The following is a 24150-nucleotide window of genomic DNA, read 5'->3' as shown; positions in this document are numbered from 1 at the left end:
TCCCGTCATCTCACCTGCACGCCGGTGCGGAGCGCGCAGTCCGGGTCGGCCGGGAACGCGCAGGCGAGGGCGCACACCCCATCTTGGCCGCAGTGGAGATCGGCGCAATCGGGGTCGACGATCTCGGGCCCGACGTCACAGGCCGCCTCGCAGAGGCCGTCCGCGCGGCACGGGTTGTCCGGCTCGAACTCGTCGATCGTCGGCTGGATGAAGCGGGATATCTGGTCGAGATCGGTGCGCGCCTGCACCCCGTCCAGCGTACAGGGGTCGTCGCCGAACGAGGTCACGCCGGCGTGGCGCTCGACGCCCCCGCGCACGAGGAACGCCGGACCTCCGGAGTCGCCGGCGCAGGTGTTCATGTCGGGGACCTGGTAATAGAACTGGGTCGCGTCGATCGTCCCCGGCGTCCCGCCGACCTGGGCGGGGCCGACGGCCACGATCGGGAACGTCACGGCGCGGCGCATGCCGAACCCCGTCCCCGCGACCCCGTCGGAGACACCGTAACCGACGAAGGTGTAGTCCGGCCCGACGTACCAGGTGGTATTCTCCATCGATTCGCGCAGGAGGGGCGCGGGCTGCACGGGCGCGTCGCTCTCCAGCCGGAGGAGGGTAAGGTCGTTCTGGAGGCTTGCGGGATCGAAGGCGGGGTGCCTCCTCGACGTCTCGATCCGCACGCTCTCCGACCGCCGCCCGAGGGTCGGGCCGAAGAAGACGCGCGTGAGCGCGCCGTGGCAATGTCCCGCCGTGATCACGGTGCGCCGCGAGATGACGGTCCCGCTGCAGTACGCCCGGTTCCGATTGCCCACGCCCACGACATAGGCGTGCGTCGTGTCCACAGCGCCTCCAACGATGCGCTGCTGGGACGTGAGCAATGGCTGCTCGCCGTCGCCCCCGAGAGGTGCGTCCGCGCAGCCGAGCCCGCCGAGGCACAGGATCGCGATCGGGATGGCATTCTTCATACTGCAACCTTTCCGTCCAGAAATGGTGTCCAGAGCGGCGGATTGCGGAGGCGCCCACGGTTCGGCGCCGCTCGGACCCGTGGGCGCGCGGGGGGCATAACAAGCGCAGTGCCAGCGCCATGCTCGGTGAGCGCGCGAGTCGGCCGCGGGGCGCGGCGGAGACTCCTGGAATGGCGCGCGAGCGGGGGGATCTCGTCGGAGTGATCACCGCTGGAGGGACGGCGCGGACGTTCGCTCCGCTCCGGAGAGGGCATGGCGCCGCGATCGCGGCCCATGGCGCCGCGGTCGCGGCCCTCGCGCGCTCACCGATGCCACGACAGCGGAGGACCGGGGGCGGGGCAGCGGCCGTCGGCAAGCTCGCCCGCTCGTCGAGCCGCGGCCGCCGCGCACCTTCGTCACGCGCCGGCTCGCCCAGGGGCGCCTCGCCGCCGCGCTCGCGATGCCGGCGCGCCGGCGAGCGCCCACGCACACGAAAGGACGAGCTACGTTGCACCTTGACCGCGGCGGCGCCGGCGCTGACCGCTCTCGCTCTCTCGAAAGGAGACCATGGAGACCGCCACAGCAGAAGTCGCCCCTTCAGCGGGCATGCGCGATCTATCGACGCTCCCAGGACCGCGGAGGCTGCCGCTGCTCGGCAACCTCCTCGAGATCCGGCCGACCCAGTTCCACCTCACGCTCGAGGGCTGGAACCGCAAGTATGGCGATCTCTACACCTTCTGGCTCGGCCGCACGCCGGTCGTCGTCATCGGCAGCGCCGAGCTCGTCCAGCGCATCCTGCGCGAGCGGCCGAAGGAGTTCCGTCGCTGGAGCCCGCTGCAGGAGCTCATCGACGAGATGGGCTTCGGCGGCGTCTTCTCCGCCGAGGGCGACCAGTGGACGCGGCAGCGGCGGCTCGTGATGAGCGCGTTCACCGCCGGGCAGCTGCGCGAGAGCCACGGCACGCTCGCCACGATCACCCGCCGGCTCCGGGAGCGATGGCGCGCGTCGGCCGCGCGGGGGGCGCCGGTCGACGCGCGGCGAGACCTCGCCTGTTACACGGTGGATGTCACCACCGCGGTGGCGTTCGGCCTCGACATGAACCTCGTCGAGCGCGGCACCGACCCCCTGTCGCACCAGCTCGAGACGGTCTTCGCCGCGCTCAACCGCCGCATCTTCGCGCCATTTCCGTACTGGCGACACGTCAAGCTGCCCGCCGATCGGGCCCTCGATCAGGCGCTCTCGGAGGTGCGCACGCGGATGCTGGACATCCTCCGGACGACGCGCGCGGAGCTCGACAGGGATCCGGCGCGGGCCGCGGCGCCTCGCTCGCTGCTGGAGGCATTGCTCGTGGCGCGCGACGCCGACGACCCGAAGGCGCGGCTATCGGAGCAGGAGGTGCTCGGCAACGTGCTCACGCTGCTGCTCGCCGGGGAGGACACGACGGCCGACACGATGGCCTGGATGCTCCACTTCATGGCGCTGCGTCCGGACGTGCAAGCGCGGATGCGGGCCGAGGTCGACGCCGAGCTCGGCGACGCGGACCTGCCCGAGAGCCCGGAGCACGCGCAGCGGCTGCGCTATCTCGGGGCGGTGGCGCAGGAGACGCTGCGGCTGAAGTCCGCGGCGCCGATCCTGTTCATGGAGGCGTGCGCGGACACCGTGGTCGGCTCGCTGCGGCTCGCGGCGGGGACGCGGATGATCCTGCTGACGCGGCAGATCGCCCTGAAGGAGGAGCACTTCCACGACGCGGCCTCGTTCATGCCCGAGCGCTGGCTGACCCCGCGGCCAGCGGGCGCCGGCAAGCACGACCCGCGCGCCGCCCTCGCCTTCGGCAGCGGCCCGCGGGTCTGCCCCGGGCGCGCGCTCTCGATGGTCGAGAGCGCGATGGTGGGCGCCATGGTCGTGCGCGACTTCGATGTATCGCTTGTCGACCCGGCGCGGCCCGTGAAGGAGCTCCTCGGGTTCACGATGAAGCCGGAAGGGCTGTTCGTCCGCTTCACCCCCCGCCGCCGCTGACCTCCCATCGAGCCTCGTTCCGGGGCGATGCTGGGGTTGAGCCCACCGAGAGAGACGCCTTGAGCCCATCGGGACACGACGTGCATACCTCCTTCCAATCCGCAAAAATGCGCTACCTCCTGGTCCTCGGTGTCGCCGTCGTTTCTTTTGCGCTCGGATGGCTCCTCAGGCCATCCGTCCGCGTCGCTGGCTTCCCGGAGATAGGGGAGCTGCAGCCGTTCACGAAACGGGGCTGCACGAAGGTGGGAGTACCGTTAACGGAGCTCGGGGCGTTCTCGGAGGCCTCGCTCCGCTACTCGTCCGGCGACAGCGCGCGGCTCCAGGTGGCGGCCTTCCGCCGCACGGGCCCGGACGCGGAGCTCTTGCAGGTCACCGCAGGCGAATACGATGACGAGTTCGACGCCAGCGGGGAGGTGTTCAAGCTCCGCTGGGATGCCGCCAAGGGCTGGCAGGTCGGCGACTGTCACACGGTCGTCAGGTACTGGCCTGGAAGGCCCTGAACCGGGCGTCGTGCTCATTCCCCACAGCCGACCGGAAATCTCGTGCGGCTGACAAGGATTTCCACACGACTTGCTCTGCCTTCCGGTAAGCGCTTGTTCTCGCACGCTGCATTACGTGCACAGCTCCACTCTCGCAGTCCAAATTGCGGCTCTCCGATTCGCCCCTTCGCATCGAACAAGGCTGGACATGCCGCGATGTTCGATTAGAGTCCCGCGCCAGTGCACAACCGCTCCGACCAGTTCACCAAGAGCTTGCTGCGGGACGGACTGAGCCTTGCCTCGGCGGCCGAGACCGAGGTCGAGGTGCTGGCGGCGACACAGAAGATCGATGTCTACAGCGTGCCTGATCCCGCGCGGGAGTCCGAACGCGCCGCCATGGGACTGCTCGGCGAGCTCTCGGCGGAGCCGAGCCTGTTCGAACCGTTCAACGGCACGCCGAGCCTTCGTCAGGTCCGGCACTGCCTGCGCAAGCAGCTCACGTGGCATCACGAGCTCGAGCGCCGCGTCCGCTCTGCAGCCCGCTCGGTCGCGCCGGACGAGGACACCGACACGCCGCCGCAGCCGGCGGTCGCCTTCCCTGCGCTGGTCGTCATCGGCCCGGGGCGTCCCGAGACGGTGCTCGACGCCTACCGGTGCGAGCCGGTGCAGGCTGGCGTCTACCAGGCCGTGCCGGGCCTGGCGATGCGCGTGGTGGTGCTCGCGGAGCTGCCCCGGACGCGCGCAACCCTGCTGCTGCGGCTGCTCGGCTCGGGCCGCCGCTTTCGCGAAGCGGTGGCGGATCTGGCGGCGTTGCCCCGCGATGCCTGGGAGAAGAGCATCGCCGTGCCGCTGCTGTTACACTTCGGGTTCGACCAACAGGAGCCCACAACCGACGAGGAGGACGATGTGAGCGCAGCGATCCGGGCTTGGTTCGAGGAGTACACGCAGCAGCTCCGCGACGAGGGGCGGAACCAGGGGCGCGCCGAGGAGGCGGCGCGTGCCGTGCTGACCGCGCTCCGGGTTCGCGGCATCGCGGTGCCGGACATCCTGCGCAAGCGGATCCTGATCGAGAAGGATCCTGAGCTCCTGGAGCGGTGGCTTGAGCGGGCCATCGTCGCTGCATCGATCGCCGATGTGCTCCCGGACCTGAGCGGAGCGATGCCAGCCGACGGCAGACTGCCGAGCTCGTAAGCGTCGCTCATCACCTCCCCGCGGTCTCCGCCGCCTCCCGAGCCACCCGTGCCCCACGCCGTCATCACCTCTCCCAGCGCCGCCGCCCGCATCGATCGGGCCGTGGGCTGGCTGCGCCGCCGGCGCCCCGCGGAGCGCGTGCTCCTCGTCGGCGCCTCGGTCGAGGCCGTGAGCGAGCTCGCGCGCGCGTCGATCCGCGGCCGCCGCGCCACCTTCGGCTGGCACCGGCTGACCCTGGGGCGCCTCGCCGCCGCGCTCGCGATGCCGGCGCTCGCCGAGCGCGGCCTCGTCCCGGCCAGCGCGCTCGCCATCGAGGCCCTCTGCGCGCGCACCCTCGACGGGCTCGCGCAGGACGGGCTGCTCGGCCGCTTCGCCCGCGTCGCGGATCGACCCGGGCTGCCGCGCGCGGTCGCGCGGACGCTCGACGAGGCGCGGCTCTCCGGCGTCGCGCCGGACGCGCTCGCGCCGGCCGATCTCGACCGCATCGCCCACGCGTTCGACGCCGCCCTGGACGACGCTGGGCTCGCCGATCGCGCGATCGTCCTGCGCCTCGCGGCCGAGCGCGCCCGGGCCGCGGACGACGGCGACCCCCGCTCGCGCCACCCGCTGCTCGGGCTGCCGATGCTCCTGCTCGACTTGCCCGTGCGGTTCGCGCTGGAGCGCGAGCTCCTCGAGGCCGTCGCCGCGCGCTCGCCGGACGCGCTCGCCACCGTGCCGGCCGGCGACGCCGCGTCGCTGCGCCACCTGCAGGCGGCGCTCCGATCGCCGCCGCGGCGGGTCTCGCTGACCGCGGTCTCGGCCGCGCACGACGGCGCCGGCGCGGGCAATGGCGTGGACGACGGCGCAGACGACGGCGCGGGCGACGAGCCGCCGCCGGTCGCGCCCAGCACCTCGCTCGCGCGCCTGCAGGAGCACCTGTTCGACCCGCTGACCGACGAGGCCCCCGGGCTCGGCGACGAGGTCGAGATCCTCTCCGCGCCCGGCGAGAGCCGGGAGTGCGTGGAGCTCGCGCGCATCGCGCTGCGCGAGGCCGCCCGCGGCGTGCCGTTCGAGCGGATGGCGATCCTCCTGCGCGCGCCCGAGCAGTACCGCGCGCACCTCGTCGAGGCGCTGCGCCGGGCCGGGATCCCTGCGCACTTCGCGCAGGGCTCGGTGCAACCCGACCCGGCGGGCCGCGCGCTGCTCGCGCTGCTCGCGTGCGCCGCCGAGCACCTGTCGGCGTCGCGCTTCGCGGAGTACCTCTCGCTCGGGCAGGTCCCCGACGCGACGCCCGCGGGCGAGCCGCCGCCGGCCGCGCCCGAGGCCGACCGCTGGGTGCCGCCGGACGATGACCTCTTCCCCGAGCTCCTGCGCGGCGGCTTCGACGAGGTGCCTCCGGACGACGACATGGAGGGGGGAGATCTCGGGTTCGATCCGCCAGCGAAAAGCTTCAGTCCGGCCGCCCAGACCCCCGATCCGACAGCCCCAAACCTCGATCCGACAGGCCAGAGCCCCGATCCGACAGCCCCGACCCCCGATCCGACAGCCCAGGGCCCCGACGCGCCCGTGCACGACGGCACCCTGCGCGCGCCGCGGCGCTGGGAGCGCATCCTCGTCGACGCGGCGGTGATCGGCGGACTCGATCGGTGGGAGGCGCGGCTCTCGGGCTTCGAGCGGGAGCTCCGGCTTTCGCTCTCCCGCGCCCCCGAGGACCGCGACGCCGCGCGCATCGCACGGACGCTCGCGGACCTCTCGGCCCTCCGCGCCTTCGCGCTGCCGCTGCTCGCGGCGCTGCCCGGCGCGGGCGAGCGCGCGACCTTCGGCGAGTGGCAGCGCCGCCTCTCGGCCCTCGCGACGCGCGCGCTCCGGCGGCCCGAGCGCGTGCTCGCCGTGCTCGCCGAGCTCGCGCCGATGGCGCACGTCGGCCCGGTGGACCTCGGCGAGATCCGCCTCTGCCTCTCGCGCCGCCTCACCGACCTCGTGCTGCCACCGGCCGCCCGCCGCGACGGGCGCCTCTTCGTCTCGCCCATCGAGGGCGCCCGCGGGCGCTCGTTCGACGTGGTCTTCGTCCCCGGGCTCGCCGAGCGGATCTTCCCGCAGAAGGTCACCGAGGACCCGATCCTCCGCGACGCCCTCCGCCGGACGATCGCCGGGGGCGACTCGGGCCTCGACACGAGCGACGACCGCGTGGCGCGCGAGCGCCTCGCGCTCCGGCTCGCGGTCGGCGCGGCCCGACAGCGGCTCGTCGTGTCGTACCCGCGCGTGGACATGGATCAGTCCCGCCCTCGAGTGCCTTCGTTCTACGGCCTCGAGCTCCTGCGCGCGGCCGAGGGCAGGCTGCCCGGCTTCGGGGAGCTCGAGCGCCGCGCCGAGCAGGGCGGCGCCGCGCGCATCGGCTGGCCCGCGCCCGCGCGGCCCGAGGACGCCATCGACGCGGCCGAGCACGACCTCGCGCTCCTCGAGACGCTCTTCAGCCTGCCGGAGGCGCAGACGGTCGGCACCGCGCGCTACCTGCTCAACGCCAACCCCCACCTCGCGCGGGCGCTCCGGTTCCGCGCGCGGCGCTGGATCCCCGGCTGGACGAGCGCCGACGGGCTGTTCAAGCCGATCGCGGAGGCGCGCGAGGCGCTCGCGAAGCACGCGTTCGGGCGCAGGTCGTTCTCGCCGACCGCCCTCCAGCACTTCGCCGCGTGCCCGTACCGCTTCTTCCTCTACGCCGTGCACAAGCTCGCCCCGCGCCCGGCGCCCGAGGCGATCGAGGAGCTCGACCCGCTCCAGCGCGGCCGGCTCGTGCACGACGTGCTCTACGAGGTGCTTGTCGCCCTCCGCGACGCGGGCAAGCTGCCGCTCGGCCTGCCAGCGCTCGACGAGGCGCGGGCCGAGCTCGATCGGGCGCTCGACCGCGTCGCCGCGCGCTACGCGGACGAGCTCGCGCCGGCGATCCGGCGCGTCTGGGACGACGGCATCGCGTCGGTGCGGGCCGACCTCCGGGAGTGGCTGCGGCGCGCCGCGGAGGACCGCGACTGGGAGCCGATCCATTTCGAGCTGTCGTTCGGGCTGCCGCGCCGCCTCGCCACCCGCGATCCGGGGAGCTCGGACGCGCCCGTGGAGCTCGACTGCGGCGTCCGGCTCCGGGGCTCGATCGACCTTGTCGAGCGGAGCGTGTGGGGCGCGATGCGGGCGACCGACTACAAGACGGGCAAGGCGCGGGCGCCGCGCGACGCGGTCGTGAGCGGCGGCGGCACGCTCCAGCCGGTCCTCTACGCGCTCGCGCTGGAGAAGCTCATGCCCCCGGGCACGCAGGTCGAGTCCGGGCGGCTCTACTACTGCACCTCCGCCGGCGGGTTCACGGAGGTGCCGATCTACCTGGACGCGCGGGCGCGCGACGCGGCCGCCCAGGTGGCGGGGATCATCGGAGACGCGATCGACAAGGCGGCCCTCCTGCCGATGCCGGCGGAGGGGGCGTGCGCGCAGTGCGATTACCGGCCGGTGTGCGGGCCCTACGAGGAGCTCAGGACCGGGAAGATCAAGCGGCGCGACATCGAGCCGCGGCGGCGGCTGGAGCAGCTCCGCCGGCTCGCGTGAGCGCGGGTGTCGCACGGAAGCGTCGCCCCCAGACGGCGGCCCGCGATCGCCGGGGGCGTGGCCGGGGATGTATACACTCCATCATGCACAGCAAGATCGCTTTGCCCTGCGCCCTGCTCGCGCTCGCGGCGACGGGCACCGGCTGCAATCTCATTTTCGGCATCGAGCCTGGCACGGAGGGGCCTTCCGCCGCTTCCTCGACGACGAGCACCGGACCTGGTGACGGAGGCTCCGCCCAGACGACGTCGGGCGGCGACGGGGGCGACGGCACAGGCGGCGACGGGGGCGACGGCGCGGGGGGCGACGGTGGCGATGGCGCCGGCGGCACGCCCTCGTGCCCCCCGTCGAACTGCGTTGTGGGGGAGTGCCCGGTGACGCAGATGCAAGGGGAGCTCGGGTCCAACGTGAAAGGCATGGTGGTCACCCGGGATCTCGTGCTCATGGCCAACAACCAGGCCATCGTCGCCATCCCGAAGGACGGCGGGGCCGCGCGCACGCTCCCGGGCACCCTCGGCTTCGGGGATACCGCCTGGGTCACCTACTCGGGCGGGCAGCTCTCGTGGACCAACTGGAGCAATGGAGACGTGCTGGGGATCTCCATCGAGCCGCCGAGCTCCAGCCCGATCCAGATCGCGCAGGTCCCCTTGCAGGAGAACGGCGATCCGGCGGTCACGGCCTTCGGCCGGATCGCCGCCTTCGGCGACAGCGTCTACTGGGCGACGCAGACGCCCGCAGCCATCTGGCGGGCCAAGGCCGACGGCAGCCAGGCCGTCGCCGAGCTGGTCGCCCCCGACGATCACCCGATCGGCGTCGCCGTCGACGCGACGCACGTCTACTGGTCCAACTACTGGTCGCGCCAGATCCTGCGCAAGACGAGGAATCCGCTCGGCGAGACCGCCGAGGTCTTCGCGGAGACGAACGGCAACCCGACAACGCTCGTCCTCGCCAACGGCGTCGTGCACTGGGTGACCGACACCAACGGCGCGGTCCAGTCCAAGGCGACGAGCGCGGCGCCGAGCGCCCCGCCCTTCACCACCACGGTCGACGCTCAGGCCGTCGCCAAGTCGCTCGCGGTGGACGACGAGTTCGTCTACTGGACCGTTTACATGAACAGCGAGGGGAAAGGCGAGGTGCGGAGGGCGCACCTCGGCATGGGGGACATGATCACCCTCACGACCGGGCAGCCGTACTTCTTCGAGATCGCCGTCGACTGCGGGTCCATCTACTGGAACGTCAACAACGTGGAAGCCGAAGAGGAAGGCGTGGTGTTCCAGATGCCGAAGCCCTCGAACTGAGCACCTCGTCCCCCGACTCCGTCGCTGGCAGCGCGCTCCCGGGCAGCTCGGCGGGCGCGACGACTACCCGGCGCCCTCCGCCTCTTCCCTCCTGGGCCACGTGAACCGGAACGTCGCGCCGCTCTTGCCGTCCGACTCGACCCACGCCCGCCCGCCGCGGCTCTCCACGATCTTTCGCACGATGGCGAGGCCGATCCCGGTGCTCTCCACCTTGTCCCTCGCCTGCAGCGTCTGGAACATCCCCCACACCTTCTCCTGGAACGCAGGCGCGATCCCAGGCCCGTTGTCGGACACGGAGACCTCGACCCTGTCGCCCTGCTCCCGGGCGGACACGGAGACCGCCGCGTCCTCGCGGCCCGCGTGCTTGAGGCCGTTCGTGATGAGGTTCATGAGCACCTGTTGCAAGGGCACCCTGTACGTCCGCAGGGTCGCCGGCGGCACGTCGAGCGTCACCCGCGCGGGCGGCCTCGGGGCGATGAGCTCGACCACCTCCCTCGCCAGCCTCTCGAGGTCGACGCTCTCCGGCTTCTGGCGGAACCTCGTGGCGCGGGAGTAGGCCAGGATCCCCTCGATCAAGGCCTCCATGCGCCGCACGCGCCCGCGCAGGAGCTCCATCTGATGGCGCGTGTCCGCGGTGAGCTTGTCGGAGAGGTCCTCCTCGATCCACTGGGCGAGGCTCGCGATGCCCCGGAGGGGCGCCTTCAGATCGTGGCTCGTCACGTACGCGAACTGGTCGAGCTCGGCGTTGGTCCGCTCCAGCGCGCGGATGAGCGATTGCGCCTCCTGGAACCGCCTCGCGTTGTCGATCAGCAGGGCGACGCGGTTGGCGAGCTCCTCGGCGAGCGCGACGTCCGCCTGGCTGAAGCGGCGGCCCGACTCCGCGTGGACCAGCGTCAGCGCGCCGATGGTCCGGTCGCGCCCCCGGAGCGGGACGACGACATACGATCTCAGCCCGAGCGACCGGATCAGGCGGAGGTGCTCGGGGCTCAGCGCGGCGGACTCGATGGCGGCGTCCGGGATGTCGGCCATCCACTCGGAGCGACCGGCGCGGATCACCGCGGGCACGCCCGCCGGGGCGTCGGGCCGGGGCGGGGACATCGCCCGGAGGCGCTCGGCGAGCTCGATCTTCGCGGGATCGCAGTGGTGGACGGCCACGCGCTCGATGGAATCGCCGTTCAGCATGTCGACAGCGCACCAGTCGGCCAGGGTGGGGACCGCCAGGTGGGTCAGGTGCGTGAGCCGCGACGCGACGTCGAGCGAGCCGGAGAGCGCGGCGCCCGCCTCGCTCAGGAGGCGGAGCGTCGCCTGCTGCCGCTCGAGCTCCGCCGCGAGCATCTCCGCGCGCGCCCGGGCCTCGCGCTCCCGCTCGAGGAGGCGCGCCCTGTCCAGCGCCGACGCGCACTGCGCCGCCACGCTGAAGAGGAACTCGCGCTCTTCTGGGCTCCACGCCCGATCGTTCGCGAACGAGAACGCGAGGCCGCCGAGCAGCGCCGCGTGGGCGACGATCGGCAGGACGGCGAGCGCCTTCACGTCGTCGCGGACAGGCCGCAGGGCCGCGAGCTCGGGGTACGCGGCGTGCAGGCTTTGCCTCGTGTCCACCCAGATGGGGCGGCGCTCCCGCAGCGCGTCCGAGAGCGGCAGTCGGGCGTCGAGGGGCACCCTCGCGTAGGGGCTCGTGCGCTGCTCCTCGAGCCCCGAGTGGCCGACGAGCGCCGCGACGCCGGCCGCCTCGTCCGCCGTGTACATCATCGTCGTCGAGGCGCCGAGCACCCGGTGGATGTCGCTCACGACGGCGGCGGAGACCTGCTCGACCGTCACGGCGCCGCTCAGCGCGGTGCTGACCGCGAGCAGCGCCTGGGTGAGCCGGGCGCGGCGATCGAGCTCCTCGACCCGCCTCGTGAGCTGCGCGGCGAGCTCGCCGCGCTCGGCCTCGACCTGCTTGAGGCGCGAGATGTCGGCGAACACCGAGATGCCGCCCTCGAGCTCGCCGCCAGGCCCGATGATGGGCGCGGCGCTCCCGAGGACCATGCCATACGTCCCGTCGAAGCGCTGAATCCGGGTCTCCTCGCTCTCGATGACCTGCCGTTCGGACATCGCGCGGGCCATGGCCCAGTCCTTCGCCTCGTACGGGCGGCCGTCCTCGTGGAAGGCGCGATACAGCGTCCAGTCGTTGATCGATTCGGTCGAGGCGCTGCCGGCCCAGATGCGCTCCGCCGCCCGGTTGTGCAGGACGAGCTTCCCGGAGGCGTCGCAGAGGATGACCCCGTGCGGGCTGTGCTCGAGCACGGCGTCGAGCCACCCGCGATCCCGGGACCCCACGGCGCGGAGCCGCTCGAGCTCACGCTTCAGGGCCTCGATGTCCGTCGTATCGACGCGGGCGGCGGGCCCGGGAGACGGGCCGTTGTGCGCGGAGGTTCTCATAGGATGACGGCGACCGGCGCCTCGGCAGAGGGCCGAGGCGGCGCTCGGTCGGACGTCGCCGGAGCTTACGCGCATCGATGGCGCGGCGGAAGGCGGCGCGACCCGGCCGGGCGGGTTCCTCAGCGCGCGGCGCTCGTGCGCATGCCCGGCTGCCTGGTGGCGATCCGGCCGCCTGGCAGCTTGTCCGGCGCCGCGCAGGCGCGGGCGCGGGCGGACAGCGCCGGCGGCGGCGCGCCCTCGCGCGACCGAGTGCCCGAGCGGGTCCTTGGGATCACGCTCGATCGCCGGGCCGGCCGCTGCGCACCGGCTGGGTCTGGGTCAACGCCGAGCGGGACTGCGACTCTCGGCGCGATCGCGCAGGGGGCGCAGGGGCGCTCGGGGAAATGACGATGCTGGCTTAGGGCTCCACCTCGCTCACCATCCTCGCTTCCCGAACCCAGATGTTCGGGGCCGATAACCGGCAGGTGAGCGCGACAGCGCGCCGGTGTCGGCCAAGGAGCAAGCAATGATGGGCAATCGTTCAGGTCGCCTCATGGCGATCATGTTCGCTGGGAGCTTTGTCCTCGCGGGGGCCGGCGGCTGCATGGGCAGCGACGATGACGCCGAGGCGAATCGCGATGGAAGGGATGGGCAAGAGCGGACCGGCACGGGCCCCGACGGCAGGAGCCACGGACAGACGGGCCGAGACGGCGCGCGAGGCGCCGGGAGGGGCGGTGGAGCGCAGGCCGGCGGCAGGCAGGGAGGCCGCGAGCAGCCCGGTCATCAAGGCGGCCGACAGGGCGGCGGCCAGCGCGCGGGCGACAGGCAGATGTGCGGCGAGCAGGCCGGCCATCAAGGCGGCAGGCAAGGGGGCCGCGGACAGATCGGCAGTCAGGGCGACAGGCAGGGAGGCAGCGGAGAGCGCAGCGGGATGCAGCAGCCGTCGGACGCGGAGCTCACGATGCTGATCTCGTTCATCCACCAGAAGGAAGTGGATCTGTCGCAGATCGCCTTGGACAAGGCCGAGTCCCCGGATGTGAAGCGCTACGCCGAGCAGATCGTCGAGGAGCACGCCCAGTCCGAGCAGCTCGGCGCGGGCTCGAGGGGTTCAGGTGTGAAGATGGAGTCGTGCTCGCGCTGCCGGGAGCTCGACGAGAGCTCGACCGAGGTGAGCGGAGCGCTGGAAGAGGAGGAAGGCGCCGAGTTCGACACGGCCTTCATCTGGGCTCAGATCTCCTTCCATCGCCGCGCCCTCGAGCTCCTCGACGTGCCGGGCGTCGCGAACGCGGAGAACGCCAGGATACGAACCAGCGTGAAGGCGATGCGAGCGGACGTCGAGCAGCACCTGACCGAGGCCGAGCAGCTGTTCTGCTTGCTGCTCCACGAGCAGCAGGGAGGCGGCCAGCAGCAACGCGGCCAGCAGGAAGGCACCCAGCCCGGCCAGCAGCAACGCGGGCAGTTCGGCTGGGCGCAAACCGGACAGCAGCAGGGCATCCAGGTCGGACAGCAGCAGGGCATCCAGGTCGGACAGCAGCAGGGCACCCAGGTCGGACAGCAGCAGGGCACCCAGGTCGGACAGCAGCAACGCGGCCAGGCCAGCCAGATGCAGCCCGGCCAGCGGCAAGGCGCCCAGCTCGGCCAGCAGCAACGCGGCCAGCAGCAACGCGGCCAGGTCAGCCAGATGCAGCCCGGCCAGCGGCAAGGCGCCCAGCTCGGCCAGCAGCAAGGCGACCAGTTCGGCCAGCCGCAACCCGGCCAGCAGCAAGGCCCCCAGGCCTACGCGCAGCGGCAAGGGGAATCGCAGAAGTCCCAGTAACAGGGCTTCATGTCCCGCAGGGCGGCGGCGACGGCGCCTGCTCGCGGCCTTCGCGAGCGCCGAGCTCCCCGAGCGCGACCCCGCCTACCCGATCCAATCACGGCGTCCATGATCTCGTGACCGCGATCGCGGGCGAGTAGGCGCCTGCGCGCCGCCGCTCAGGTGAGCCGCGCGCGTCATGAGTCGATCCACGTCCACGGGAAATCGACCTCCACCAGCGTGTCGGCGCCGTCGAACACGTCGACGCTCTCGACGCGCACGATGTCGCTCATCGCGTGTCCGTCGAAATCCACGAGCCAGACATCGACGTCATAGTACCCCTCGGAGAGGCCGTCGATGGTGAGGCCGAGATCATCGCAGTCCCCCACGGCGTCGAGGACGAGGAAGCCATCCTCGTCCTCGACGCTGACCGCGACCCCGCTCACGTCGTGATCGAAGCACGCCCACGGGTCGTCGCTGCCGTCGATGGTCAGGGCGACGGTGAGCGAGCCGCGCATGAGGTGATCGTGGTCATCGTCATGATCGACGACGATGCACCCCGCGAGCGAGGCAGTGGCGAGGACGCAGCCAGCGAGACCGGTGAGCACCTTCGAAAGTTTCATGGGGATCGTCTTCCTTTATCCAAGTCTGGCGCCGTCGCGCCGATGCGCGGCACGGCAGCAAGCGCTATACCAGCGAGCGGCGCCCTGCGGTGCCACGCGGCCACGCCCCCCCTTCGCCGGGTGGCACCGCAGTTGCTCCTGTGAACCCCCATGGAGATGAACGTGCCAGTCCTCGATATTTCCTCCCCCAGAGCTGCGGCGCGCGCTCAGCAGCGCAGCAGCAGGCTCGCCGTGCTGGCCGCGCTCGTTGCGCTCGCGCTCCTCGGCGCGACCGGGTGCGCGGCAGAAGTCCACACCAGGGCCGCTGCGCCGGCGCATGCGACCGTCACGTACCAGGAGTTCGCGGTGTACGAGGAGCCGGTCGTTCACATCGCAGCGGCGCCGGTCCACGTCGAGACCTACCCGCGCGTGTACTACCGCGGGACCTACGTCTACTATGTGGACGGCCGCTGGTACTACCCGTCGCACCACGGCTGGGTCTACTACCGCGACGAGCCGCGCGCCCTGGTCCGCTACCGCGTCGGCTTCGAGCGACACGGCCACCATCACCATCACCATCACCACGTGCACCGCACAACCACGGTCAGGCCGGCAGCGACGGTCCGGGCGGGGGCCTCGGTCCGGCCGGCAACCTCGGTCCGGCCGGCAACCTCGGTCAGGCCGGCAACCTCGGTCAGGCCAGCAACCTCGGTCAGGCCGGCAACCTCGGTCAGGCCAGCAACCTCGGTGAGGGCGGGGGCAACGGTGAAGGCGGGGGCGTCGGTCAGGCCGGTGACTCCGGCGAAGCCGGCGAAGAAGAAGCATCGCGTGGAGCGTCGACGGCACCACGTCGAGGAGAGGCGCCCCGAGCGCTGACTGCCGCCTCGGCGTTGGCACAAACGTTGCGCTTACACCAGCGACGAGGCGGCGGCGCGAGTCGCGGCATGACCGCGCTCCCTTCGAGGCCGCCTCCGCCCGCGCACGGGCCCAGCCTCCCCCGATCCCCTCGCCCGCCCTTCCGCTACCCGCCCTTCGCGGCGTCAGCGAAGGCCTTCCAGGTCGCCTCGACCGCGCCCACGCAGGCGCGCGTCCCGTCGCGCACGATGGGCGTGCGGAGCAGGAGCGGATCGTCGACGAGGAGCTCCGCGAGCCGCGCATCGCTCGGGCCGAGGTGCTGGAGGCCACGCTCCCTCACCCGCGCGCTCTCCGCGTCGTAAAGCGCGCGCACGCCGCCCACCGCGCGCGCTACGCTCGCGAGCTCCCCCTTGGAGAGGCCCTTCTCGCGCAGATCGACGAGCTGCACCTTGATGCCCCGGTCGGCGAAGAACCGCTGCGCCGCCCGCGTCGCCTTGCACTTGGCCGTGCCGAAGATCTGGATCATGCGCGTCGCTCCTCGGTGGAATGGCTACTGCGCGCTCCGGAGGGCAGCGCGGGCGTGGAGCATAGCAACCGCTGCCCGGACGGCGCAGGGCCAGCGGCGCGCGGGACGCTCCGCGTCGTGCCCGAAGCGCATCGCCCCGAAGCGCGGCTCAGCAGCAGCGCCGCCGCGCGCAAGGGTCGATTCTTCCGACCGACGTTGCCGTCCGCCGCCGTCTCGGATCGATGCGCCCCGTCGCGGCCGCTCCACCGGACAGATGGCGACCTCGCGCCGCCCCCTCCGAGGTCGCCCGCTCCGGTCTCGACCGGCCCCGCTCCCCCGCCGGGCGGTCCCGGCAACTCGCGACCTCGCCGTGCCCCCTCCGAGGCCGCTCGTGTCGGTTCGAGAGCGCCCCCCCTCGAGGCCCTCCGCCAGCGCCCTCACGTCGCGCCCTCCAACGCCCGCTTCTCCGCCCTACAGCGCGTTCGATCGGGACGCGCCCGCTCGCCCGGCGACGTACACTCGTCCGGCAACGCACACGCGCGCGCCGCCATCCCAGGACAACGAGAACGCGCCGCGCCGAGCGGGGCAACAACACCGAAAAACGCCGTGGAAATGCGCCATGTCGGCGGTCGATTCGTTTTCCTATTTACGTCCTCAGCGGTTAGGATATCGAGGCGCATTGATGATCGTGCCCCCTCACACCCTTCGCGGTCGGGTACGACGCAGCGGCAACACTGGAGCGCATTGAATGAGGTTCCGTCCCTCGCTCTCGACGAGCGAGTCCGAATCGAGTCATCCCGTTTCCATCGCTTCCGCGGGCGGACGCGCGGGCGAGCGCGCGCCAGCTCGGCGCGCGAAGGCCGCCGGCGCGCAAGCCACGCTCGGCGCGACCGAGCTCTACTTCAGGGCGCTCGCCGGCAGCCAGCCGCTGACGCGCGAGGGCGAGGTCGCGATCGGCCGTCGTATCGAGGCGGGCGCGCTCGCCTGCTTCGAGGCGTGGGTCCGATCGCCCGTCGCGCTGCGCGAGCTCGCCTCGACGGCGGAGGACGTCCAGGTCGGGGCGCTGAGCCTCCGGGATCTGCTGTGCGAGACCGACGCGGGTGATCCCGAGGCGGACGCCTCCGCGAAGCGGCTCGCGGAGCTGCTCACTCTCGCCCGCTCGCTCCTCGGCCGGCAGATCACCGAGGACGGCGTGGAGACCGCCCTCGCGGGCCTCGCAGCAGGCCTCGCCGAGCTGCGCCTCGATCCGACCTTCGAGGAGCGCATCGAGCGGAGCCTTCGCACAGCAGCGGCCGAGGCGGACAAGGCGGAGCGCGCCGCGATCGAGGCCACGATCGCGGCGATCGCCCGGGGGCGGCGCGCCGTCGCGCAGGCGAAGTCCGAGCTCGTCCAGGCGAACCTGCGGCTCGCGGTCGCCATCGCGCGGGAGCACCAGCGCTTCGGCGTCCCGCTGCTCGACCTCGTGCAGGAGGGGAACCTCGGGCTGATCCGCGCCGCCGACAAGTTCGAGTACCGCCGCGGCCACCGCTTCGGCACCTACGCCGCGTGGTGGATCAAGCAGGCGATCAAGCGGACGATCCTCAACCAGGGAAAGCCCGTCCGGATGCCGGTCCACCTCACCGCGATCCGAAGCCAGGTGGTGCGCGCCCGGCGAGATCTGGTGCAGGAGCGGGGGCGCGAGCCTTCCGTCGAGGAGATCGCGGAGCGCAGCGGCCTCACCGTGGAGAAGGTGCGGGTGATCAGCGAGCTCGCGCTCGAGCCGCTCAGCCTCGACGCCCCCGTCGGCGAGGAGGGAGATACCCGGTACGGCGATCTGCTGGCCAACGACGAGCCCACGCCCGCGGACATGCTGGCCCGGCGCCGGCTGATCGAGCAGACGCGCGAGCTGCTCGACTCGCTGCAGCCGCGCGAGCGCGAGCTCCTGCGGCGTCGCTTCGGCCTCGACGGCAACGAGGACGAGACGCTCGAGGAGATCGGGCAGTCGTTCTCGCTGACGCGGGAGCGCATCCGTCAGATCGAGGCGAAGCTGCTCGAGAAGCTCCGGACGCGCTCGCGGCAGCGAGAGCTCGGCTCCTATCTCGAGGGGTGAGGGCGCGGGAAGCGCCGGCGCGCTTCAGAAACTGTACCCCACCGTCCCCGCCCAGCCAGTGAGACGAGCCGGCCGCGTTCTCGACCGCGAGCTCGACGTGGTTGGGGACGAGGAAGAGCAGGGCGTCGACGAGCAGGCAGTCGTCCTTGCCGTCGCACAGCCGCTCGTCCCGGCTCCCGAAGATCATGCGCCACTTCACGGGCAGGCCGAGGCCGAGGGCGGCGCGCGCGGAGCGCGCCGCCCTCGGCCTCGGGGAGCCTGTCGCTCAGCGTCCCGGCGAAGAGGTAGACCGGCGCGACGGCCAGATAGACGTGGTGGTTCATCGTGCGGCTCTTGCCGACAAAGCCGGCGCGGAGCTCGGGACCGAGCGCGTAGCGCGCGACGCGCACCTGGCCGTCGAAGCCACGGCGATTGTCAACGTCGGTCGAGCCGAGAGCCCGCGGAGAAGTAGGGGACCCACGACGCGCTGTCGGGGCCGGTAGACCCGCACTACCCGCACTAGTCGAGAAACAGCCTGCTCTCGAAGACCCGTACGCCGCTGCCCGCGCGCGCGCCGAAGGCGAGATCCATCTGAAAGGACCGCACCGGATCGGCGAGAGCAGCGCCCGGGCGAGGGTGCCGGCCATCCCTGCCACGGCCGCGAGCAACCACACGGCGCGCGTCACGGTCGCCCGGTCCCGATCTGACCTTGGCTGTCACTGCCCCAGCAGAACACCCCGCCCTGCTCGTCGAGCGCGCAGGTGTGCTCTCGCCCGGCAGCGAGGGCGACCGCGCGCACGTCGAGCGCCGCCAGCACCGGCGCGGAGACCAGGTTGGCCTCCTCGGAGCCGAGCTGGCCGCTCTGGTTGGAGCCCCAGCACACGACGCCGCCGTCGTCGAGCAGCGCGCAGCTGTGGCGCCCGCCGGCGATGACGGCCTTCGCAGCGGCGACGCCCTCGACGAGGGTGACGCCGACGACCTGGTCGGCGCTGTCGACGATGGGCCCGCCGCCGCTCTGGCCGTTGAGGTTCCAACCCCAGCACGCCACCTATCCCGTGCCGAGCGCAACGCAGCTGTGGCGCACGCCCCCGCTGCAACGTCGGTCGCGCCGCGCACGCCCAAGGCCCGCCGCAACGTCGATCGCGCCGCGCACGCCCTCCTTGCGGGCAGCTCCGACGGCACCCTCTCCCCAGCACCACGCGTCGCCGGGAACCCACCCCGCCGGGAACCCACCCAGGTTGAGCACGAGGCGGACGAGCGCGGGCTCGCTCCTCACGATGGCCTCGGGATCGGAGCCGAGCTGGTGGCTGCGGTTGTCGCCCAGCAGACCACGGTGTCGGCACCGCGCACGACGCACGTAAACTCGAGCGACGGGTCGTCCGCTCCACGAGCCCAGCGAGACCTACCTCGGGGAGGTACTCAGCGAGCCGATAGAAACGTCGCCAAGCTGGTCCGCGTCGTTGTGCCCCAGCACGCGGGATTACCGTTCCTGAGAATCGCGCAGGTATGGTAGGCACCGGCGACGACCTGCGCCGCGGGTTCGAGCGCCTTCACGCGCACCGTGGTGAAGTGGTAGTCCTCCGAGCAGCCACCGGCGAGGGGCGCCCTGATGCGCAGCGAGGCGGCCGCCCACCTTCGGGAGATGAAGCCTCTTCGTCCGATCATCATTCGCCTCGTCCGCGTGCCTGCATAACCCACCCTACCCAGGTTGCGCCGCGCCCGAAAACGACGAAAACGACCGACCTACCTTGCGATGCGGCCAGGTTGCGTTGCAACCGGGGCGCGGCGGCCCCACCCCGGAATGACTATCCCATGGGTCCACCTTTCGAGAGGAATCATTCGGCTCGGCCAACCATCGCGTACAGCACTCTGCCCCTGACGCCGCTTCCTCTGCGTTCGGCACCGCATGCAGACGTACGAAGGCACGGATACACCGCCGCACGAGATTCGGCCGTCCACACCGCCGGTCCCAGACGGAAGGCCCCACGATAAGGCACGGATGCCCTCGCCCGTCCCGCCCGCCTTCCTGCAGCGCCGCCGCTGTGGCTCTACATCGTGAGCACGCCGTCAGCCGCGCTGGCCCCGTGAAACGTGCACATCCACCACGTCCCCGCGGGGAATACGGCGTCGCGTACGCCAGCACGCCATCGCTCGAGTGCCGCACGGTACAACGTTCGAAACGCACGCACAGCGGCACCAGCGATTCGCCACGCGTCTCCCTGCTCGCGACCAACCGCAAACGTCGGATTTCCGTCGCGCAGCGGCTCGAAGCTCGTCACGCGCTCGTAAGGGGACACCTTGCTGACTCTCTCGGCGCCCAAGAAGTGACGTCCTTGCCGCTGCACCTCCGCGCGGGCCCGGGCTTCCTGTCGCTCGAGCTCGGCAGAGACGTCCTGGCGAAAGCCCTCCGCGCTGTCCTCCTCGATGGCCGGCGGCAGCGCGAGCGAGACCGTCACCTCCTCGGGCCACTGCGGGTTTTCCGGGTCGAGATACACCGAAGGCCGTGCCGCGCGCAGCACGCCGCGACCGAGGTCGTCCACGTCCACCTTGGCGCCCGGCCACTCGCGAGCATGCTGCACCAGGCCAGCGGCGACAGGATTCGCCATGACATAAGCAATTTTCTCCACCACCGCCGCGCGCGTCAGCAGCCGCACCACGCTCGTGGCCTCGTGGTCCCACACCGGGCCTTCCCACCCGCGAAGCACCTTCGTGCCGAGCGCGACGATGCGATGGAAGAATTGCAAGAACCGCGGCAGGACGCCCCTCGAGTCGGTCACGACCAGGTGCAGATGCGTTGACATGGCGCAGAGCGCATGGACCTCGATGCCGTAACGGCGGGTCGACACCGCGAGGACGTAGACCAGGAGCTGGGTGATTGCCACATCGGGGCGGAAGAGCAGGTGCCGGCGCAGGACGCGACGGGTGATGAGGTAGGTGGCTCCGGCAGCGATCTCGCGGGGCTGGCTCATGACAGGCGCAATAAGACAAGCGCCGTGCCAGGGATTTTCGTCAATCATTTCGCTGCTCGATCAAGCTTCGTGGGTGGCGGCCGCCTGGCGGTCCGCCACCCGAGCGGGAGCCGTTGCTACTCCTAGCCCTCCTCTCCTAGCCCAACCTGGGTTGCGGTTAGTCCGGCTGCAACCTGGTCGAGACCACTACCACCGCCGCCAACCGGTATCGGATCCGCTGCACCTGGTCGGTCCACAGGAGCCGGGCCGCCAACCTGGGTCGGGTCCGCCCAACGCTCACACTGTAATTCACGTTTTCTCTTGCGCATCTATGTCGCCCGGCCGTATGGCATCGACGGGTCGCGAAGACCCTTCTGAGTGGGGGAGGATGAAAGCCACCTGAAACCTCGCCGCGCAAACGCCGGGGTCTTCCTGCATCGCGTGAATCATGGGTTGCGCCTCCGCACCCCCGCGTGGAAGCGCGGCTCTCGGTTCGATGGTTCACCGGAATGCCCCTGTCCCGGTGTGATTGGCCATCACAGAGCCAGAGCCCGCGCGCCTGTGCGGCGCAACCGAGGTATGCCACCTCCGCACGCCCGGGTGCGCGCGACGGCGTTCGGCCCCTACAGCGACGGTGAGAGGTTACCGTCAGTATGCAAATCGCCCACGCACTTCGAGAGGTGCGAGGGTGCTTGGCCTTCGCCACGAGAAAGCGACGCTGCCCGGTAGCCGCCTCCCGGCGCGCCGCATCTCCTCCCCGGCGTCCTCAGCCAGCGCGGGCGCGGCACAGCCGCCGCCGGTCTGCACCGGCCCGGGCCCTGGACGGCCGCGTGAACCAGGTTGCGGCGCGAAGGCTCGTGAACCAGGTTGCGGCGCGAAGGCTCGTGATAGTCTCGCCTCGCGCCCACCAGGATCCGGGTAGAAGGCGCGAGGGGCGGATTGAACAGCGACGACAGAGGGCGCGGAGCCGAACGGGGTGGACCGTCCAGGGAGCGACACCGCGGGGATCCGCCGGCGTCGGACGACACGCTCGCCCGCGCCGTGACCGACGCGTCGATGGCCCCCTCGCGCGCCGGCGATGACAGTCCGCAGCAAGCGCTCGTGGCGGCGGCGGCGCGCCTCCTCCACGTCGACATCGCCTGCCTCTACGATGTCGCGCAGATGCCGCACACGCTCGGGCTCGTCGCCTCCGCGGGCGGCAGCGCGGGCTCGCTGGACGCCCTCCGGCGCCTGCCGCTCGACGCCCCGAGCCTCGCCGGCGCCGCCGCCCGCTCGAACGTCGCGCAGGTCGCGCCCGAGGACGAGAGCGCCGACGCGCTCCTGGACGCCGGCCATCTGCGCCGACGCTGCGGCTGCACCCGCGCGTTCGCGATCCCCATCGCCTTCGCCGGCACCCTGCGCGCGGTGCTGCTCTGCGCCACGGCGCAGCCCACCCCCCCGCAGGCCGAGCTGGTCGAGATCGCGGGCGCCCTGTCGAGCCTCTTCGGGATGGCGCTCGCCGCCCCCGAGCTCCACGCCCAGCGCGCACGGATCGACGAGCTCGAGCGGGAGAACCACGAGCTCGAGCGCGCGCGCGAGCAGCTCCACGCAACGCTCGCGGAAGCCAGGCAGACGGAGGCCGCGCTCCGGCTGAGCGAGGACAGCCTCGCCCGCGCGCAGAGGTTGGCGAAGCTGGGCAACTGGGACTGGCGCATTCCGAGCGACGAGCTGCTCTGGTCCGACGAGTGTTATCGGATGCTGGGCCTGTCCCGCGACGCCGGCGCGCTCACGTACGAGCGGTTCCTCGCCTGCATCCACCCGGAGGACCGCGAGGGTGTGATACGCTCCGTCGACCTCGCGCTCCAGGGCACCCTGCCCTATTGCGTCGATTACCGGATCGTCCGCCCGAACGGCGAAGAGCGCTGCCTCCACACCGAGGCGGACGTGATCCGCGCCGAGGACGGCTCTCCGCTGCGGATGATCGGCACGGCCCTCGACGTCACCGAGCAGCGGCGCGCCGATCGCGCCTTGCGGCTCAGCGAGGAGCGCCTGCGGCTGATCGCGGAGCACGCGAGCGACGTCATCTTCCATATACGGCTCGGCCCGGAGGGGGGCTACGAGTACATCAACCCCGCCGTCCTCGAGCACACCGGCTATCCGCCCGCGGCCTGGTACGAGAACCCTGAGCTGTTCGTCACCCTGATCCATCCCGAGGACGTCGGGCGCTATCATGCGTTCGTCGAGCACATGGCCGCGGCCGGCGGCCGGCTCACCTTCCGGATCATCGACAGGAGCGGCCGGACCCGCTGGGTCTCGACCCACATCACGATCCAGCACGACGAGCACGGAAACCCGATCGCCGGGATCGGCATCTCGCGCGACGTCACCACGGAGAAGCTCGCCGACGAGGAGCGCGACCAGCTCCTCGGACAGCTCGCTGCCGAGCGGCGCTGGCTCCACGCGGTCATCGAGCGCTCGCCTGTCGGCATCCTCCTCCTCGACCATTCCGGCGCGCAGATCGCCCGGAATCGCCGCGCCCAGGAGCTCGCCGGGACAGACTCGCCGCCCGGGCTCCCGGGCGCATGGTGCCTGTGCCTCCCCGACGGGGAGCCCCTCACGGACGAGGAGCAGCCGTCGGCGGGCGCGCTGCGAGGCGAGGTCACGAGCTCGAGGGAGCTGTCGCTCCGGCGCGCCGACGGCAGCATGCTGGCGGTGCTCGCGAGCGCCGGCCCCATCGTCGACGGGAACGGCAAGCTGCTCGGCGCGGTCGTCGTCTTCGACGACATCACCCGGCTCAAGGAGCTCGAGCGGCTCAAGGAAGAGTGGACGTCGGTCGTCGCGCACGACCTGAAGCAGCCCGTGACGACGATCATCGGCTACGCGACCCAGCTCGAACGGAAGCCCCAGGTCACGACCGAGGTGAAGACGAGGGCGGGACACATCCTGGCGAGCGCCAAGCGGCTCGGGCGGATGGTCTCCGATCTCACGGACATCTCCCAGATCGAGTCGCGTCGCCTCGCGATCGAGCGCGCCCCCATCGACCCGCGCGCGCTCGTGGAGGCGGTCGTCGAGCGGATGGAGAGCGAGACCGAGAAGCGCGCTGTCGACGTCGAGAGCCGCGGGGAGATCCCGATCGTGCACGCGGACGCCGGGCGCGTCGAGCAGGTGCTCAGCAATCTCATCTCCAACGCCGTCAAATACGGTGATCCAGAGACGCCGATACAGGTGGCGCTGGAGCGGCGCGACGACGCGGTGCAGATCTCCATCCGCAACAGCGGCCGCGGGATCCCGGCCCAGGACCTCCCGCTCCTGTTCGAACGCTTCTTCCGGGGAAAGGCGAAGGAGGAGCGCGTGGTCGGCCTCGGCCTCGGCCTGTACATCGCGAAGGGGCTGGTCGAGGCCCACGACGGCAAAATCTGGGTCGAGAGCCCCGAGGAGGGCCACACGACGTTCCATTTCACGCTTCCGGTGGGCGCGGCGCCGCGCCGGGATGCAACGTAGCCACGAGCCGCCCG

At 71.9% G+C, this 24150-nt stretch carries 17 protein-coding genes; 9 read left to right on the top strand and 8 right to left on the bottom strand.

What is annotated here, in order from left to right; genetic code table 11:
• Window positions 1-5 precede the first annotated feature (5 nt).
• Window positions 6-959, bottom strand: a complete 954-nt coding sequence (locus tag WME97_RS01105) for a S1 family peptidase (RefSeq protein WP_437548763.1) — start codon at window positions 957-959, stop codon at window positions 6-8.
• 546 nt (window positions 960-1505) lie between these two features.
• On the opposite strand from WME97_RS01105, the gene WME97_RS01100 reads away from it, so the two are divergent.
• The 5 genes from WME97_RS01100 to WME97_RS01080 all read left to right on the top strand — a co-directional run bounded on the left by WME97_RS01100 (window position 1506) and on the right by WME97_RS01080 (window position 9483).
• The gene (locus WME97_RS01100) at window positions 1506-2954 is read left to right on the top strand and encodes a cytochrome P450 (protein ID WP_437548761.1); all 1449 of its coding nucleotides are present in this window, start codon (window positions 1506-1508) and stop codon (window positions 2952-2954) included.
• 242 nt (window positions 2955-3196) lie between these two features.
• A complete protein-coding gene (locus tag WME97_RS01095; RefSeq protein WP_437548759.1) occupies window positions 3197-3454 on the top strand; it encodes a hypothetical protein in 258 nt (85 codons plus the stop codon).
• A 219-nt stretch (window positions 3455-3673) separates the two neighbouring features.
• On the top strand, window positions 3674-4624 hold the full coding sequence (locus WME97_RS01090; protein ID WP_437548758.1) for a hypothetical protein: 951 nt from the start codon (window positions 3674-3676) through the stop codon (window positions 4622-4624).
• Between the two features lie 48 nt (window positions 4625-4672).
• On the top strand, window positions 4673-8188 hold the full coding sequence (locus WME97_RS01085) for a PD-(D/E)XK nuclease family protein (RefSeq protein ID WP_437548756.1): 3516 nt from the start codon (window positions 4673-4675) through the stop codon (window positions 8186-8188).
• Window positions 8189-8271: 83 nt separating this feature from the next.
• On the top strand, window positions 8272-9483 hold the full coding sequence (locus tag WME97_RS01080) for an ABC transporter permease (protein ID WP_437548754.1): 1212 nt from the start codon (window positions 8272-8274) through the stop codon (window positions 9481-9483).
• 63 nt (window positions 9484-9546) lie between these two features.
• Here the strand turns inward: WME97_RS01080 and WME97_RS01075 are convergent, their stop codons facing one another.
• Together WME97_RS01075 and WME97_RS01070 are read right to left on the bottom strand one after the other, a co-directional pair.
• The gene (locus tag WME97_RS01075; RefSeq protein ID WP_437548752.1) at window positions 9547-11904 is read right to left on the bottom strand and encodes an ATP-binding protein; all 2358 of its coding nucleotides are present in this window, start codon (window positions 11902-11904) and stop codon (window positions 9547-9549) included.
• A gap of 520 nt (window positions 11905-12424) precedes the next feature.
• Complete coding sequence (locus WME97_RS01070) at window positions 12425-12865, bottom strand: hypothetical protein (RefSeq protein WP_437548750.1); 441 nt, start codon at window positions 12863-12865, stop codon at window positions 12425-12427.
• Here WME97_RS01070 and WME97_RS01065 point away from each other — a divergent pair.
• Window positions 12845-13699 carry a DUF4142 domain-containing protein gene (locus tag WME97_RS01065; protein WP_437548748.1) on the top strand — a complete coding sequence of 285 codons (855 nt, stop codon included), beginning with the start codon at window positions 12845-12847 and terminating at the stop codon, window positions 13697-13699. The two genes, WME97_RS01070 and WME97_RS01065, sit on opposite strands and share 21 nt — an antisense overlap.
• A 176-nt stretch (window positions 13700-13875) precedes the next feature.
• Here WME97_RS01065 and WME97_RS01060 read toward each other — a convergent pair whose 3' ends face one another.
• Window positions 13876-14301: a hypothetical protein gene (locus WME97_RS01060; protein ID WP_437548747.1), complete on the bottom strand. Its 426-nt coding sequence runs from the start codon at window positions 14299-14301 to the stop codon at window positions 13876-13878.
• Window positions 14302-14463: 162 nt separating this feature from the next.
• Here WME97_RS01060 and WME97_RS01055 point away from each other — a divergent pair, with 162 nt between their 5' ends.
• Window positions 14464-15156: a hypothetical protein gene (locus tag WME97_RS01055; RefSeq protein ID WP_437548745.1), complete on the top strand. Its 693-nt coding sequence runs from the start codon at window positions 14464-14466 to the stop codon at window positions 15154-15156.
• A 145-nt stretch (window positions 15157-15301) separates the two neighbouring features.
• Here WME97_RS01055 and WME97_RS01050 read toward each other — a convergent pair whose 3' ends face one another.
• Window positions 15302-15661 (bottom strand): arsenate reductase family protein, encoded by a 360-nt coding sequence (locus tag WME97_RS01050; RefSeq protein ID WP_437548744.1) that lies wholly within the window; start codon window positions 15659-15661, stop codon window positions 15302-15304.
• A gap of 727 nt (window positions 15662-16388) precedes the next feature.
• Between WME97_RS01050 and WME97_RS01045 the strand changes: the two genes are divergently transcribed.
• A complete protein-coding gene (locus WME97_RS01045; protein ID WP_437548742.1) occupies window positions 16389-17729 on the top strand; it encodes a sigma-70 family RNA polymerase sigma factor in 1341 nt (446 codons plus the stop codon).
• Window positions 17730-18390: 661 nt separating this feature from the next.
• On the opposite strand, the gene WME97_RS01040 is transcribed toward WME97_RS01045, so the two are convergent.
• The 3 genes from WME97_RS01040 to WME97_RS01030 form a co-directional block, all read right to left on the bottom strand.
• Window positions 18391-18756, bottom strand: a complete 366-nt coding sequence (locus WME97_RS01040) for an RCC1 domain-containing protein (protein ID WP_437548740.1) — start codon at window positions 18754-18756, stop codon at window positions 18391-18393.
• 371 nt (window positions 18757-19127) lie between these two features.
• Window positions 19128-19373: a hypothetical protein gene (locus tag WME97_RS01035; protein ID WP_437555680.1), complete on the bottom strand. Its 246-nt coding sequence runs from the start codon at window positions 19371-19373 to the stop codon at window positions 19128-19130.
• A gap of 383 nt (window positions 19374-19756) precedes the next feature.
• Complete coding sequence (locus WME97_RS01030) at window positions 19757-20677, bottom strand: transposase (protein WP_437548738.1); 921 nt, start codon at window positions 20675-20677, stop codon at window positions 19757-19759.
• Window positions 20678-21697: 1020 nt separating this feature from the next.
• On the opposite strand from WME97_RS01030, the gene WME97_RS01025 reads away from it, so the two are divergent.
• Window positions 21698-24136 (top strand): PAS domain-containing protein, encoded by a 2439-nt coding sequence (locus WME97_RS01025; protein WP_437548736.1) that lies wholly within the window; start codon window positions 21698-21700, stop codon window positions 24134-24136.
• Window positions 24137-24150: the final 14 nt, after the last annotated feature.

This window comes from Sorangium sp. So ce367 (assembly GCF_051520455.1).
GTDB lineage: Bacteria > Myxococcota_A > Polyangia > Polyangiales > Polyangiaceae > Sorangium > Sorangium cellulosum_B.
Note: the sequence above shows the minus strand (reverse complement) of the source record. Positions and strands in the feature narration are given on the sequence as shown.

Coding starts and splice junctions, on each gene's coding strand:
- WME97_RS01105 (WP_437548763.1), bottom strand. CDS start 959: ATGAAGAATGCCATCCCGATCGCGATCCTGTGCCTCGGCGGGCTCGGC.
- WME97_RS01100 (WP_437548761.1), top strand. CDS start 1,506: ATGGAGACCGCCACAGCAGAAGTCGCCCCTTCAGCGGGCATGCGCGAT.
- WME97_RS01080 (WP_437548754.1), top strand. CDS start 8,272: ATGCACAGCAAGATCGCTTTGCCCTGCGCCCTGCTCGCGCTCGCGGCG.
- WME97_RS01075 (WP_437548752.1), bottom strand. CDS start 11,904: ATGAGAACCTCCGCGCACAACGGCCCGTCTCCCGGGCCCGCCGCCCGC.
- WME97_RS01065 (WP_437548748.1), top strand. CDS start 12,845: ATGCTGATCTCGTTCATCCACCAGAAGGAAGTGGATCTGTCGCAGATC.
- WME97_RS01060 (WP_437548747.1), bottom strand. CDS start 14,301: ATGAAACTTTCGAAGGTGCTCACCGGTCTCGCTGGCTGCGTCCTCGCC.
- WME97_RS01050 (WP_437548744.1), bottom strand. CDS start 15,661: ATGATCCAGATCTTCGGCACGGCCAAGTGCAAGGCGACGCGGGCGGCG.
- WME97_RS01045 (WP_437548742.1), top strand. CDS start 16,389: ATGAGGTTCCGTCCCTCGCTCTCGACGAGCGAGTCCGAATCGAGTCAT.
- WME97_RS01035 (WP_437555680.1), bottom strand. CDS start 19,373: ATGATCGGACGAAGAGGCTTCATCTCCCGAAGGTGGGCGGCCGCCTCG.
- WME97_RS01030 (WP_437548738.1), bottom strand. CDS start 20,677: ATGAGCCAGCCCCGCGAGATCGCTGCCGGAGCCACCTACCTCATCACC.